Origin of the sequence: Natronogracilivirga saccharolytica (genome assembly GCF_017921895.1) — a bacterium.
Classification (GTDB): domain Bacteria; phylum Bacteroidota; class Rhodothermia; order Balneolales; family Natronogracilivirgulaceae; genus Natronogracilivirga; species Natronogracilivirga saccharolytica.
Genome location: NZ_JAFIDN010000001.1, coordinates 229,739 through 244,754, shown reverse-complemented (window position 1 = coordinate 244,754; position 15,016 = coordinate 229,739). Strand labels below are relative to the sequence as shown.

General features: G+C 50.9%; 16 protein-coding genes. 15 read left to right on the top strand and 1 reads right to left on the bottom strand.

All coding sequences use genetic code 11. The features are described 5' to 3' along the window. Positions 1–23: 23 nt before the first annotated feature. The 4 genes from NATSA_RS00995 to NATSA_RS00980 all read left to right on the top strand — a co-directional run bounded on the left by NATSA_RS00995 (position 24) and on the right by NATSA_RS00980 (position 2,916). Positions 24–830: an inositol monophosphatase family protein gene (locus NATSA_RS00995; RefSeq protein WP_210509524.1), complete on the top strand. Its 807-nt coding sequence runs from the start codon at positions 24–26 to the stop codon at positions 828–830. 168 nt (positions 831–998) lie between these two features. Then, the gene (locus tag NATSA_RS00990; RefSeq protein WP_210509522.1) at positions 999–1,556 is read left to right on the top strand and encodes an RNA polymerase sigma factor; all 558 of its coding nucleotides are present in this window, start codon (positions 999–1,001) and stop codon (positions 1,554–1,556) included. Positions 1,557–1,738: 182 nt separating this feature from the next. Next, positions 1,739–2,203: a hypothetical protein gene (locus NATSA_RS00985; RefSeq protein WP_210509520.1), complete on the top strand. Its 465-nt coding sequence runs from the start codon at positions 1,739–1,741 to the stop codon at positions 2,201–2,203. Positions 2,204–2,262: 59 nt separating this feature from the next. Continuing rightward, positions 2,263–2,916: a hypothetical protein gene (locus NATSA_RS00980; protein ID WP_210509518.1), complete on the top strand. Its 654-nt coding sequence runs from the start codon at positions 2,263–2,265 to the stop codon at positions 2,914–2,916. Positions 2,917–2,934: 18 nt separating this feature from the next. Here the strand turns inward: NATSA_RS00980 and bshB1 are convergent, their stop codons facing one another. Continuing rightward, positions 2,935–3,684, bottom strand: a complete 750-nt coding sequence (gene bshB1 / locus NATSA_RS00975; protein ID WP_210509515.1) for a bacillithiol biosynthesis deacetylase BshB1 — start codon at positions 3,682–3,684, stop codon at positions 2,935–2,937. A gap of 346 nt (positions 3,685–4,030) precedes the next feature. On the opposite strand from bshB1, the gene NATSA_RS00970 reads away from it, so the two are divergent. The 11 genes from NATSA_RS00970 (at position 4,031) to NATSA_RS00920 (ending at position 14,973) form a co-directional block, all read left to right on the top strand. Further along, positions 4,031–5,263 (top strand): ABC transporter permease, encoded by a 1,233-nt coding sequence (locus tag NATSA_RS00970; RefSeq protein ID WP_210509513.1) that lies wholly within the window; start codon positions 4,031–4,033, stop codon positions 5,261–5,263. A gap of 8 nt (positions 5,264–5,271) precedes the next feature. Then, positions 5,272–6,492, top strand: coding sequence for an ABC transporter permease (locus tag NATSA_RS00965; RefSeq protein ID WP_210509511.1), 1,221 nt, complete (start codon positions 5,272–5,274; stop codon positions 6,490–6,492). A 112-nt stretch (positions 6,493–6,604) separates the two neighbouring features. Beyond that, complete coding sequence (locus NATSA_RS00960) at positions 6,605–6,808, top strand: 4-alpha-glucanotransferase (protein WP_210509509.1); 204 nt, start codon at positions 6,605–6,607, stop codon at positions 6,806–6,808. Next, on the top strand, positions 6,805–7,278 hold the full coding sequence (locus tag NATSA_RS00955) for a phage holin family protein (RefSeq protein WP_210509507.1): 474 nt from the start codon (positions 6,805–6,807) through the stop codon (positions 7,276–7,278). The genes NATSA_RS00960 and NATSA_RS00955 overlap by 4 nt, the downstream gene beginning before the upstream one ends. A gap of 7 nt (positions 7,279–7,285) precedes the next feature. After that, entirely contained in the window at positions 7,286–7,711 is a 426-nt protein-coding gene (locus tag NATSA_RS00950) for a hypothetical protein (RefSeq protein ID WP_210509504.1), read from the top strand. A 118-nt stretch (positions 7,712–7,829) separates the two neighbouring features. After that, positions 7,830–9,203, top strand: coding sequence for a TolC family protein (locus tag NATSA_RS00945; protein WP_210509502.1), 1,374 nt, complete (start codon positions 7,830–7,832; stop codon positions 9,201–9,203). 293 nt (positions 9,204–9,496) lie between these two features. Next, a complete protein-coding gene (locus tag NATSA_RS00940) occupies positions 9,497–10,822 on the top strand; it encodes an efflux RND transporter periplasmic adaptor subunit (protein WP_210509500.1) in 1,326 nt (441 codons plus the stop codon). A gap of 71 nt (positions 10,823–10,893) precedes the next feature. Beyond that, complete coding sequence (locus NATSA_RS00935) at positions 10,894–11,625, top strand: ABC transporter ATP-binding protein (protein WP_246481551.1); 732 nt, start codon at positions 10,894–10,896, stop codon at positions 11,623–11,625. A gap of 77 nt (positions 11,626–11,702) precedes the next feature. Next, entirely contained in the window at positions 11,703–13,286 is a 1,584-nt protein-coding gene (locus NATSA_RS00930) for a phytoene desaturase family protein (RefSeq protein WP_210509498.1), read from the top strand. Positions 13,287–13,388: 102 nt separating this feature from the next. After that, positions 13,389–14,012, top strand: a complete 624-nt coding sequence (locus NATSA_RS00925) for a rhomboid family intramembrane serine protease (protein ID WP_246481549.1) — start codon at positions 13,389–13,391, stop codon at positions 14,010–14,012. 25 nt (positions 14,013–14,037) lie between these two features. Further along, the gene (locus NATSA_RS00920; protein WP_210509496.1) at positions 14,038–14,973 is read left to right on the top strand and encodes a rhomboid family protein; all 936 of its coding nucleotides are present in this window, start codon (positions 14,038–14,040) and stop codon (positions 14,971–14,973) included. Positions 14,974–15,016: the final 43 nt, after the last annotated feature.

Here is a 15,016-nt window from a genome sequence, read left to right as displayed (position 1 = left end):
CAATAATCAATAAATATTTTTAGATGGAGTCACAAACATTGAAAACGGCCCGGCTTGCTGCCGAAAAAGCCAGGGATGTCATCAGATATTACGACAAAAACCGCTCCCGGCTGAATGTGGAGCTGAAGGCCAAGAACGATCTGATTACCGAAGCTGACGAGGCGGCGGAAAAAGTGATAATCAGTGTCATCCGCCAGGCTTTTCCGGATGATGACATTCTGGCCGAAGAATCGGCAAGTGAGACCAGCCTCACAGACCGGCGCACATGGATCATCGATCCAATTGACGGAACCACCAATTTCGCGCATGGCGTGCCGATATACTGCATATCCATTGCAATGTGGGAGCATAAAAAGCCGCAGACCGCACTGATTCTTGAAGTCAATCGTGATGAGTGGTACACCGCCGAATCCGGGAAAGGAGCCTGGCTCAACGGAGAGCGCATTTCTGTTTCGGATATCACGGAACCGCAGCAATCACTGCTGGCCACCGGTTTTCCCTATCGTGACCTGGAGCTGGTGGATGCCTACCTTGAACTGTTCAAGTCGTTTATGCATGACACCCAGGGTGTCCGGCGTCCGGGAAGTGCCGCTTACGATCTTTGCCTGGTCGCTTCCGGACGATGTGACGGTTTTTTCGAGTACGGGCTTTCTGCCTGGGATGTCGCCGCCGGCAGCCTGCTGATCCGTGAGGCCGGCGGAGTGGTTTCCGACTGGCACGGCAAAGAAAACTGGCTTTTCGGAAAGCGAATTGTTGCAGGAAATTCCGATATTTACCAATTCATGAAACAACGAATTCAGGAAATTATTCCGGAAAAGTTTCTGAGCTGAAGCCGGATTCTTTTTCCCGAGTCGCCCTTGAAATAAAAAATGAACTGTTTGCGCGCCCGGTCGTCTAACCTGTTGAGCAAGGTTTGAAATCATTCACCGAAAGCCGGCAATGTGCAAACTGTTACATTTTAACATTTTCAGGGTGAGATAGAAAAGTGAAATCACCTGATGTCATCTTACACACTGACCGAGCACGAACTGAACCAGCGGCTGCCGGAGTTCTATCCGCGCATCTACCGCATGGTGCGAGCTATGGTGCATGGGAGCGGAATCGATCCGGAAGATCTGACACAGGATATCTTCCTCAAGGTGTACAACAAGCGGCATCTGTACAACGCAAGCAGCGGCCTGTACACCTGGACCTATCAGATTGCCCGGAATACCGTACTGGATGCACTGCGTCGCAACAAAATACAGCGCCGGATTTTCTGGTGGAGTGATGCGGAAGAAGAACCTGTAGAGTTTGATTCCGGTGAAGCGGGTGATGAAACGCTGGACCGGCGGGAGCGGCAGAAAATGCTGCATGAGGCACTTGCCGCCCTGTCGGAAAAAGACCGGCTGATTATCACCATGCGGGATCTGGAAGGAATGGCATATGATGAAATTGCAGAAATTGAAAATATATCCGTCGGTACCGTGAAAAGCAGACTATTTACAGCCAGGCAAAGGCTCAAAAAAGAGCTGATGCGGCTTGGTGTTCATCATCAATTTGAAACCGATGCGTAATGCGCTATCCAAAAATTACCTTTAGTCACAAAAACCATACTGATTACCGTTGTAACTGATTATTAATCCATCTCCTCCTAACATGAAATGATCATGACCGGCTGAAATCCGGACACACAGGCGCATGATTACATACGGTCATGACATTACATGTGACGACATAAATCCAAACATTTAAACACATGAAACGTCCGAACAAAAAACAATACCTCTTAAGCAGACTGATCGACGCCCAGGATGGTTTGCTGCAAGAAGACGAGCTGCGGCAATTGAAAAAAGAGGTAATGGCGTATGATCCCTCACTTTGGGATGACCACCTCTGGATGCTTGAGCAAAAAAGCGAAAAGGGGGTTTTCGGGCAAATGCAGGACCTGCACGCGGCGGAACCCGGCAATGCGGACATAAGCAGGTTCCACCGCAGGAAAGAAGCCGAAACCGGTGATCAATTCGCGCTCGAGCACCTTGTCTGGAGCTGGTTCCGGAAATACGTCATCACAGTCGGTGTGCTTTTAATCGTCGTGCTGACCGGCATTGAGATGACAACGACTGCTTCTGATGTCTCGTTTGAGGAGCAGATGGAATCCTATTTTGGAGTACATGATGAAGAAATGTCCGAGCTCAATCACTGGTTGTATGAGGATTTGTGACTTTGCATCCGGACCGGCTGTGAAAATGTTACTGGCTTGATGAAACAACGTGAGATATTATGAGTAAAAATCCAAAAGTTACAATTGCACTGGCTTTTCTGCTGACGTTCCTGATCGGTATCGGAGCCGGATACCTTTTGCGCGGCAGTGTCCAGCCCGGAGCGTATACGGCTCAGATGTCCTACGATATGCCCGATGATACCGTGGCTGAAGGGCAGGATGAACTGGTCCGTGAAGGGCGCGGAGAAGGAGCAGGTGCCGGTCAAAGATCACTGGCAGAAAGGGACGGCGATCAAAGACGCACCGAAGCCGGTGAGCGTGATGAGGACCACAGAAGGTACGGCAGAAACGAAGATGAAGTACGTCAAAGAGATCGTGATGAACAAGACCGTGAGTGGCGGCGTGAAGAGTACAGGCGCGACAGAGAGGCAAGAAATTATGAGCAACTCAGAAAAAGACTGAAAGATGAGCTCAATCTGTCCGAAGAAACAGCGGAACACTTTTTCTCATTGCTGGAAGAGCATCGCCACAAGGTCAGGGATGATATCGTGACTTCATACAGAAAGATCAGGGAAAAACATCACCAGCTGCAGGATGAGCTCGAGGAAAAACTCTCGGAAATCCTGACGGAAGAACAGCTGGAAGCCTGGAGTGAGCGGTTTGCTCCTAAAAGAGACCGCACACGTCGTGCGGAAGAGCCGGACGACGACTAAGTTCCGGGTTGCGACAGGTTACCGGATCGGTTGTGTGGAAAGCAGAAAATCCAGATTTCCGGCGGGAATAGGTCCGCCGTAGTAGAGAAACGGCTCACCGAACGTCACTCCAATTTGCTGACCGTATTCTCTGGATCGTCCGCGAACTGCTTCAAAAAAACGGCGGCTTGATACAAATGTCTCAGGCTCGCTGTCATCCGGCCCGTCATCAAGAAATTGCGAAGAAAACGCCCGGATGGCCGCTTCTTTTTTTTCGATGGCAGCAGTGATGTCGACGACAATGGTCGGCTGGAACGGCCAGTGCTGCATGAAGTGAAGGATGTGAGACGGGCGCCAGGGCTCCTGAGATGCGCCGGTCTCGCTGTCCGTTGTTTCAATCCTGGTCAGACCACCATAAAAGAGTGCGTCCAGTGTCAGTCTGGCGGCATTGCGATGGTCGGGATGCCGGTCTTCGGGGGCATTGATCAGGCAGATATCCGGCCGGTACTTGCGTACGGTCCTGATAATCTGCTCTCTGTGTCCGGCAGTGTTTTCCAGACCGCAATCCGGCAGTCCGGCATTTTCCCTGACAGACAAACCAAGTATTTCTGCAGCTATTTGCGCCTCCTGAACCCTCATTTCAGGCGTACCTCTTGTCCCCATCTCTCCGCGGGTCAGGTCCAGGATCCCCGCCTTTTTCCCGGACGCTGTCATCACGGCAAGTGTGCCGGCACAGCAAAGCTCGGCATCGTCGGGATGGGCTGCAATTGCCATGATGTCAAGTTTCATTTGCAGTTGGTTTGATTCGTATTTTAGCACTGAAGCCACTGAAGCCACTGAAGGTCTCTGCAGCTTGTAACGGCCGGCGAATTTTGCCAGATAAAACGGCCGGATGCCAAAACCACATGCTGCATAAGATCTATCAAAAATACCTGATTTCAACCGCAAAGACCAGACGTGATTCAATCCGGCACTGAAACCATTCGCAGCAGTCGGGCAGCGCGCGCATCAAAATTTCCTGAAACCCGGATCCGGTTTTGTACGTAGAAGATGCAAACTGTAGCCGCAAAAAGGTCATTACAGACGTTATTCAACAGTATACGGTTTAATTCTGCACCGCAACTCCGGTCTAATCATGCTTATTCGAATTCGCAGCATTTACGAGGGTGTGCGTCTGTCGCTCTATGCCATCTGGAGCAACAAGCTGCGTTCCGCGCTGACTACCTCCGGTATCGTTATAGGTATTGTGATGGTAACTACTATGGTTACCGTTATCGACGGGATCAACCGGTCGTTCGAATCGAGCATGGAGATGCTCGGACAGGATGTGGTTTTCGTTCAGAAATGGCCCTGGGGTTTTGGAGGAGAGTATCGCTGGTGGGATTATGTCAATCGCAGGGAGATGGATGTAACCTATGCCTCCGAGATTTCTGCCAGAAGCACCTGGGCATCAGCCGTTTCCGCCGAAGCTTCCAGGCGGGGAAGCGTGACATACCGCGATGAAACAGCCGAAGAGGTCCAGATTGATGGAGTTACCGCCAGCTATATCCGCACTTCAGCCATAGAGATATCAGACGGCCGCTTTTTTACCGAAGAAGAGGATCATGCCGCCAGGAATGTGGTGATTCTGGGGCATGATGTTGCTGATGCCCTGTTTAACTGGCGCGATCCGGTCGGACAGAGGGTTCGCATTGGCGGGAGACGTTTCGAGGTAATCGGGGTTCTGGAGCGCCAGGGAAATTTTCTGGGAATGCAGAGTTTCGACAATATGGCCATAATTCCCATCAACACATTCCGCTATATTTACGGGCTGCATCGCGGTATTTCCATCCGGGTGCAGTTTGACAACGATCAGGCGCTCAGAGAAGGTCAGTACGAAATTGAAGGCATCATGAGGCAGATCCGCAGGCTTGATCCTGCCGAAGACAACGATTTTGCCATCAATCGCCTGGATATGTTCGAGCAGCAGTATCGTGCCATGACCGGCGCCATCTACGGTGTGGGAATTTTTCTGACGGCTCTGTCGCTGTTTGTCGGCGGGATCGGAGTGATGAATATCATGTATGTATCGGTCAAGGAACGGACGCGCGAAATAGGCATCCGGAAAGCCGTGGGTGCGCGCTACCGGGAAGTGCTGCAGCAGTTCCTGGTGGAGTCGGTAGTCATCTGCTTTATTGGCGGCATACTGGGCATTATGCTCTCGGGCGTGGCGGTATATGCCATCAATCAGTATTTCGTTGCGCATCTGGGCATAAACACTATCCTGCTGGCTTTTGTAATCACAACGATTACCGGACTGGTTTTCGGGTTTTTGCCGGCCCACAAGGCTGCCAAGTCCGATCCCATTGAATCACTGCGCTACTCGTGAGGAAAATCATGAATCTCTGGCAAATCATAAAAATGGCATTCGGTGCTCTTGGTTCCAACAAGACAAGAGCTTCGCTGACGCTGCTTGCCATTGTTGTCGGAGTATTTGCGGTTATAAGCGCATCTACAGCCGTCCGGGTCATCGACAACTACTTCCAGAACACCATGACCCTGATGGGAAGTGACGTGATCAACATCACCACCCGTCCAACCGTAATGACCGGACATGATCAGAGCCATGCCCGCCGGCAGCCGATCACTTTCCGGCACTATGAACAACTCCGGGAGATGTCGGAACTGGCCAGGGCCATTTCCCCGGAAGTCAATCTGAGCAGCAAGAGGATTTATCAGGGCAACAGCAATACCGAGCCCAATGTCACGGTGTGGGGAGGAAATGAATATTCGCTGGCAAATAACGCCTATGACATTGAAGAGGGCAGGAATTTCACCAGGGATGATATCGAGCACGCCCGGCCTTATGCCATCATCGGCGCTGACATCCGGTCCGACCTTTTTTCCGGCAGCGACCCGGCCGGCAAGCGGATCCGGATTGACGGGCAGCATTACACCGTTATTGGGGTGGTTGAATCAAAAGGATCCGCATTCGGACAGTCACTCGACAATTTTGTGCTGCTGCCGTATTCCCGGCTGGCATCCGTCTACGGCCGGGATCACAATATCAACCTGCAGATCAGGGCGCCCTCGGTAACCCTGATCAATGAGACCGTGGATGAAGCCACGGGACTCCTGAGGGTGATCCGCCAGGTGCCGCCCGACCGCGGAAATGACTTTGAAATCGAAACAAATGAATCCCTGAGAGGGATTTTCGATGATTTTACCGGCATACTGTATCTGTTCGGATTTGTAGTGGGAGGTATTGCGCTGCTCGGGGCGGGAATAGGGGTGATGAATATCATGCTGGTGTCGGTTACCGAACGAACAAGAGAGATCGGGATCAGAAAAGCTGTAGGTGCCAACAGAAAAAATATCACCATCCAGTTTATGACAGAGGCGATTATCGTGTGTCAGCTGGGAGGTCTGATCGGGATGTTTCTCGGAATTGCGGCAGGAAATATCCTGGTCGTCATTATGGGCACAACATTTGTTCTGCCGGTCCTTTCCATTGTGGCGGGTATTGCCGGAATGACCCTGATCGGAATGATTTTCGGGGTTTATCCGGCCTGGAAGGCCGCCAGGCTTGATCCGATCGAAAGCCTGAGATTCGAATAAACCTCTCTGCGAATGAAGCTTAGCATTTAACGCTGAATTCATTATTTTCTAAAGCAAAGAATGTGAACAGGCTGTGTTTCGCCGGTATTTGAAATTACTAAACCCATCAGATATGAATCCCGTACTTGATACACTGGAACGACTTGCCCAACAGGCGCAGGACACATGGCAGGATGACGAGTTTCAGCAGCGACTGGATGATGCAAGAGCCCGGTTGGCTCATATGGTACGCACCAACCCGCTGGGATCAGTTGGAATTGCCTTGCTCGCCGGTTTTTTGATCGGAAAAATCACTAAAAGAGGGAGAAAAGAATGAGTCCCGAAGAGTATGACTCACTTTTGAAAAACCTGAAAAAACTGCCGGGTGAACTGAAAACGCTGGTCGAGAAGCGAATCGAGCTCTTCACACTTGAAATGGGAGAGCGGATTACAGGCGTCATTGCCCATGCGGTCTACAGGATAACCGGAATTGTCTTTCTGGGGCTCGGGCTGATTCTGATCCTGTTTGCGGCGTCAAATTTCGTAGGAGAGCTTCTGGACAGCGAAAGTCTGGGGTTTATCGTTGTGGCTGCTCCGGTACTTCTTATCGGACTGATGTTTTTTTTCCGCCGTCCCCGCTCCATGGTTAACGCCACTAGGGACAAAATGCTCCATCAGTTTATGAAAGACCTGGCAGAACAACTCGGAAGCATTGAAATGGACGAGTCCAGTAAGGAATCATCCGGGCCGGATGGAGAACAAACAGACGAATCGGAGAGACGGCAATCCAAACATTCTACCGGTTGATATCAGAATGGAACAAAAACGAACAAAATCATCGGACATAAAAGAGCTCAGAGCCCGCAAGCAGGCACTGCGGCGGGAAATGGCGGAAATACAGACGGAAATTGAATCCTCCCTGACGGAAGTGCGCAGGTCATTCTTTGGCAGGGTTCACTATCGTTACTGGATTGAAAAATATCCGCTTCAGCTTTTAGGGTCTGCCGTAGTTGCAGGATTTCTTGTTGCCCGCAAAACAGGGATGCGGCATACAGACGATTTCTCAGATGCAGAAGATTCATCGGAAAAAAAGGCGCCCTCATCACTGGGTTTATTTTCAGGGCTGCTTGCAGATGAACTGAAAAAGCTTGCTGCCCAGCGTACTGTCAGATATATAATGAAACGTATCGAGGAGGCGGTTGACAACCGCAATGAAGAAGAAATTCATACTGACAAGTAACTTTTTTGCAACCTCCTTTGTTGATTATCGTCTAAACCTCTTAGCGGGAATAGCAGGATTAGCAGGAAGGTACCGTTTACTTTTTTGATTTATGTATCACTCAAGAACAATTGCCATAATGAAAACATTATCAGCCATCGTCACTATTCTGTTGATTTTGACTTTCTCATCAGCAGAAGCCCAGGAAGTCCGCAGCATAACACTGGAAGAAGCAATTGAAATTGCCGTTGAAAACAACATCGAACTGAAGCTCAGCAAAAGTAATATTGAGCGCTCTGAAAGTGATTATCGCAGTCAGAGGGCAGACTTTTTGCCTAATCTCAATGCTTCCGTTGGCGGAACCCGCACCATCGGACGACAATTTGAGCAGGTGTCAGGACAATTCGACGATTTCACCACGAATACCTTAAGTGGCAACATCTCCACCAGCGTGGTTCTATTTGACGGGATGCGCAATATCAACGAACTGCGCAGTGCCAGAGTCGGCAAGGAAAGCGCAGAGCAGCGATTTGAGCGGACCAAGGAGGGGATAATTTTTGATGCCGCCGCCAGATTTCTGGATGTGCTGCTGTCCGTTGAACTGCTGGAGATTGAACAGGAAAATCTCGAAGCCAGCCGCAAACAGCTGGAGCAGGTTGAAGCGCAGGTAGATGTCGGGATGAGGCCCGTGGTTGACAAATACAGCCAGGAGTCGGTAGTCGCCAGTAATGAGCTGAGTGTCATTCAAACTGAAAATGCATTGAATCTGAATAAATTGCGGCTGGCACGGCTTCTTCAGCTCGATCCGCTCGGTGAGTATGATTTTGTAGCCCCGGGGATACAGGAAGAGGAGCTTGTCGTAGAAGATTATGACCTCAGCGAACTAATTTCTGTGGCTTTGGAAAACCGACGGGACTTCCGCGCTTCCGAACTGGATGTGCAGCAGGCCCGGTATGCCCTCAGTATCAGCAGGGGAGCACGGATTCCTGAACTCAGTCTTTCCGGCTCTGTATCGACCGCCTACAGGGACCAGCAGCGGGATCCTGCAACAGATGATATACTGCCATTTTCCGATCAGTTTTTTGACGGAAACATCAACCGTTCGCTGTCATTCGATGTCAGCATACCTATTTTCAACCGCAGGCAGACAAGCAATCAGATTCAGCAGAGTCAGATTGATTTCCGGGATGCTGAACTTCAGCTTGAAGATCTGCGTCAGGAGGTCTTCCTTGAGCTCCAGCAGGCTTATAATGACTATATAGGCTATGCCAAAGAGCTGGAAGCTACCGAATCAGCACTTATTGCCGCCGAGAAAGCATATGAAACCGAACAGGAAAGGTATAATGTCGGAAATGCGACCCTTATTGAGCTGACCAATGCCAATAATGAGTTCATCCAGGCCAGCTCCAACCGCATTCAGGCAATGTATCAGTTTATTTTTCAGGAAAAGGTGCTTGACTACTTTCTGGGACGCCTGACCATGGATGTTGAAATCGATGCACTGGCCGAGTAACGCCAGCCCCGTTGCGTTACATTACCGGAATTATTGACACCGGATACCGGATGCGCCACGGCATCCGGCCGGTGCTGAAGTTTTATTTCTGAGCAAATTATTAGTTTGGCAAAGAATAAGGGGAAAAGTACATCCGGAATAGAAATTTTTTGAAGTACTGAAACCTTCCTGATTGCATGACGTATCATGGCATTGCAGACATCAGAAAGGACAGAACATCGGGAAGATTTAAAATGCACGATTCCTGCTCCGCTGCACAAAACAGAATGCAACTCCCCAAAACAGTTTGAATCATGGCTTCTCGAAAAAAATCCGGAAAACGAATTTGGCTTGTAACAGGATTGGCTTTTGCAGGTCTGGTTGTTCTTGTCTTCATAGGCAGGGCCGCTGGGTGGATTGGCGGCGAGCCGGTTGGTCATTCCGTCGAAGTGTCGAAGGTGTCCGAGCGAAATATTGTACGTATCGTTACTGCTACAGGCCGTATCCAGCCCGAAACCGAAGTCAAGATAGCGCCCGATGTTTCAGGGGAAATCATCGAACTGAATGTCAGAGAAGGGGATTTTGTGCATGAAGGCGATGTGCTTCTGCGCATACGTCCGGATATCATACAGGCCAGAAAAGATGAAATGCAGGCGACCATACTCGGACAGAAAGCCCGCATGGAGCAGAACCGGGCGTCAAAACTCAGAGCCCAAAACGAATTTGAGCAGAAAAAGACGTTGTTTGACAAGGGGATGGTATCACAGCTCGAGTATGAAAATGCGCGCAGAACCCACGAAGCGGAAGTGGCCAGTTTCAATGCCAGTGTCTATCAGGTCGATAATGCCAGGGCGCAGCTGAGGAGGATTGAAGAAGAGCTGCGTCAGACCACAATCAAAGCTCCCATGACCGGAACCATCAGCCGGCTTGATGTTGAGCGCGGAGAGCGTGTGGTGGGAAGCATCCAGATGGCCGGCACGGAGATGCTGCGGATTGCCCGGATGGAACAGATGGAGGTGCAGGTAAATGTCAATGAAAACGATATTGTCTATGTTGCAGAAGATGACACGGCACGCATAGAAGTAGATGCCTATCCCGGCCGGGAATTTATTGGCGTGGTCACCGAAATCGCCAACTCCGCCATCACCCGCGGTGACGGCACCGCTGAACAGATAACGGAATACCCGGTCAAAATCAGGATTCTCAGTCCTCACAACCCGGATACCCGTGAGTCAGGAGCTCCGTGGGACCGGTCCGACATGGTCAGGCTTCAGGACAGCGAAGTGGCCATCCGGCAGCCCGTTGCCTATTTCAAGCCCGGAATGACCGCTACCGTGGATGTAGAAACAGTTCGGGAAGAGAACGTTGTTTCGGTGCCGCTGCAGGCTGTCACCATGCGGGATTTCAGCGCCGGCAATCCGGATACCACCGAAATCGATGAAGAAGACATGAGGCGGGTTGTCTTCCGTGTTGACGATGACAAAGCAAACATGGTCGAAGTCATTACAGGGATAAGTGACGATCGTTTTATTCATGTGCTTTCCGGCCTTCAGCCGGGTGACCGGGTGGTGTCGGGCAACTACAGGGTACTTTCCAGGGAACTTCAGGACGGCAACCAGATACGAATTGCATCCCGGTAACAAACAGCCCCCCAAAACAGGATCCCGCAAACATTTTTTAACCGGACCAGCAACCACAACAAGATACTGTCATGAACAAAGAACCCATTATAACCATCCGCGACCTCAAAAAAGAGTATGTTATGGGAATGCAGAAAGTATATGCGCTGCGGGGGGTCGACTTTGACATTCACAGGAACGAATACGTATCGATAATGGGTCCTTCGGGATCCGGGAAGTCCACTCTGATGAATATCGTCGGTTGTCTGGATACCCCTACTCACGGCACCTATCATCTGAACGGACAGGATGTGAGCAATCTCACCGACAACGATCTCGCAGACGTCCGGAACCGGGAGATCGGATTTGTTTTTCAGACATTCAACCTGCTTCCCCGTTCTGACTGCCTGGGGAATGTTGAGCTGCCGCTCATCTATGCCGGAATTAAATCCTCTGAGCGGAAAAAGCGGGCGCTGGATGTACTTGATCGGGTTGGCCTGTCGGACAGAGTTGACCACAAGCCGAATGAGCTTTCAGGAGGGCAGCGGCAGCGTGTGGCAATAGCCCGTGCACTGGTCAACAATCCGTCCATTCTTCTGGCCGACGAACCCACGGGAAACCTGGATTCCAAAACCGGCGAGGAGATCATGAGGCTGTTTGAAGAACTCCACAGTGCCGGTCACACCATCATCGTGGTGACGCACGAACTTGATGTTGCCAAACACAGCCGCCGTATCATAAATCTTTTTGACGGGAAAATCGAAAGTGATACACAAGTAGATAATCCGGCACTTGCCAATGATATGCAATCTGTCGTATCCTGAACACTATACGAAGCGAAATATGTTTCAGCTGATAATTATTCTCGAACGGGAGATTACACGGTGTTGTTCCACCTTTCATGAGCACGCAAAGCTATCCAAAATACGATGTGATCGTCGTCGGTTCCGGCATGGGAGGGATGACTGCGGCGTCGCTGCTGGCACGTGACGGGTACAAGGTGCTGGTCCTGGAAGCGGCAAGCGTTCCGGGCGGCTGCAGTTCTTCATATTACAGACAGGGTTATATATTTGAAACCGGAGCAACAACACTCATCGGTTTCGACAAGCATCAGCCCCTGGCGCGGCTGGAAAAGATGCTGGATATCACCCTGCCGAAAGAGCAGATTGATCCGCCCATGACCGTGAGGATGAACGGTGATGTAATCACACGGTATACCAATCGGGACTACTGGATTATGGAAGCATCCAGGGTGTTCGGGAATGCCATCGGACAGCAGCGCTTCTGGCGCAGGGCATTCGAAGTCAGCGATGCCGTTTGGCGATTGTCTGAAAAAAATGTGTTTTTCCCACCCCGTGGATTCCGGGAGTGGGTGGAGCTTGCTACCCGTAATTCTGTCCGGGATGTGATGCTGCTGAAGTATGCATTCCGGAGTGTACGCAAGGTTATGCGCTCTTTAGGAGTTGATACCCCGAAGTTCCGCGCTTTCATAGATGAGCAGCTTATGATTACCGCTCAGAGCAAAAGCGATGACACCCCGTTTCTGTTCGGCGCGCCGGGCCTTGCATATACAAGCTGTTCCAATTACAATGTCCCCGGCGGCTTCCTCCAAATGATAGAAGAACTCAGGAAGTATATCGGTGACAGAGGCGGCGTGGTGAAAACGCGCAGCAAGGTGAACAGAATCTTCACACGCGAAGAGTTTTACTCAAACGGTGAACAAGGCAGCGAAACCCCGGCCGGCGAAAGTTCTGATGTGCCCGAACTGAAAGACAAGCCGGCATACGTGGTCACCGCAGGCCATGCGCGTTATTTCTGTGACCGTGTTGTGTGCAATATTCCGGTCTGGAATATTCCGCAAGTGACATCCGGCATTGCAAAATCATGGTTTACCAAACAGGCTGATAAATTCAGCCGTGCCTGGGGCGCCTACATCCTGGGTATCGCAACGAAGGACACATACCCCGATGATCTGACGCTTCATCATCAGATCCATCTTGAAAACCCGGTTCCGGAAGCCGGATCGGACTCGGTTTTTGTAACACTGTCAGCCCGGGGCGATACCCGGCGGGCGCCGGAAGGATACCGCGTACTCAATGTTTCTTGCCATACCGATACCACCTCCTGGTTTACCAGAGGCGATGATTACGAAGCGGCAAAAACCCGGGCGCGGGATGCCATTCTGGACATACTTGAACAGTCGCTCCCCGGTTTCCGCAAGGACAACATTACCGTTCAGTTCGAAGGTACACCGGTTACCTGGCAAAACTGGGTTTACCGCCATCAGGGCAGGGTCGGAGGCATCCCCCAAAGCATGAAACGCTCGCTGCTCGACTGGCCCCCCGCTGAAACACCGTTTCAGGACTGGTACCTTACCGGAGATACCGTGTACCCGGGACAGGGTATTCCCGGTGTCACGCTGAGCGGGATCAATGCATACTGGCGCATTGTTTCAAACGATGCAGGCAAGCGCATTTCCCGATAAATAGTGGTATATTATCTGTCTTGATAAAAAGAAAGTATGGCTCTTTAGCAGGGTTATATTTCAACAACTGTCACATATAAGCAATTTTAATTTACATCTGTTTTGAGTTACCAAGGCGATCCATATCAGACCAGTACAAGCTTTTCACTGTTTCCACCCGCCATCAAGCACCTGTTGATCATCAATCTTCTGGTGTTTCTGGCCCTGATGACACCCGGGCTGGCCAATTACGTGTTCGGACTCGGAGCGCTCTGGCCGTTGGGGCATCCCAATTTCATGCCATGGCAGTTTGTCTCCTACATGTTTCTGCACGGCGGTTTCGGACACATTTTGTTTAACCTGTTTGCACTGTGGATGTTTGGCCAGAGCATCGAAAACCTGTGGGGAACCCGCCGCTTTGTGATATACTATTTTGTGACCGGTGTGGGTGCCGCTTTGCTGCATATGGCTGTGACTGCTGCCGATGTGCCCATGGTCGGAGCATCCGGCGCTGTTTACGGCATTCTGCTTGCATTTGCCATGATGTTTCCGAACCGCCCGATCATGCTGATCTTCCTGCCTATCCCAATCAAGGCAAAATATTTTGTGATGATTTTCGGGGCGCTTGAACTCTTCAATGGTGTCGCAAACCTGCAGACGGGCATCGCCCATTTTGCTCACCTGGGAGGAATGGTCGTAGGTTATCTGTTGATCCGCCTCTGGGGGATCAAAGGAAATTATGAGTAACCAGCAATCTGTATGAAAGGTGTAAATGGCGGCTATGTCCATGTATGACGACAGTTTCGGAAGTGCACTAAAACGCGGGTATCTTGGCATGCCTGTGGCTCTGCGCAGAATCCTGCTGCTTAATGTGGTGATTTTTCTGGTTCAGAGCCTGCTGATGGCTTTCGGCGGCGGAGCCATCGTCAATGCCGTTATCGCCACGTTCGGCTTTATGCCGGAGTGGAGCACTTCTCTGATGCAGCCCTGGCGCCTGGTCTCCTATATGTTCCTGCACGGCAGCGTGCTGCACGTCGCTTTCAATATGCTCTGGCTCTGGTGGATGGGCCGGCCGGTGGAGCAGCAGCTGGGCTCGCGCAATTTTCTTGTGATCTATTTCGGGTCGGGAATCGGCGGCGCGCTAATCAACCTTGTTTTCAGCCCCTTCTTCAGTGCAACGATCACCATCGGAGCATCAGGCGCCGTATTTGGAATGATGGTCGCCTTTGCGATGCTGTTTCCACGCATTCCCATCATGCTTCTTTTCCTCCCGCCTATCGAAGCGCGCTTTCTGGTGGCCGGACTCATCGCCATTGACTTGCTGTTTATCTCATCGGCCGATAATGTCGCCCGGATCGTCCACCTTGGAGGTGCCCTGTGGGGATATGTCCTGCTGAAAATGTACTTTCAGGGCTATAATTACGATCTTTGGATTGAGCAGATCAAGCAAAGGTTCCGGTCCCGGTCCCCGCGCGGATCATCGGCATCAACGGGATCCGCAAAGTCGCGGCCCGCATCCGGAAGCATGGGAAGAGGTCCCGGTCGACCGGTAAAGGGTAATATGCGTGCTGTGACGGATGCTGAAATTGTTGAGGAAAACAATCAGGGTGAACTGGACCGCATACTGGACAAAATTTCGAAATCGGGATACGAGGGTCTGACGGATAAAGAAAAACGACTTCTTTTCGAACTAAGCAAGAAGAATTGAAGTTTTGTATATCGAAATCCGGCCGGATAATGTGAACGGCTTC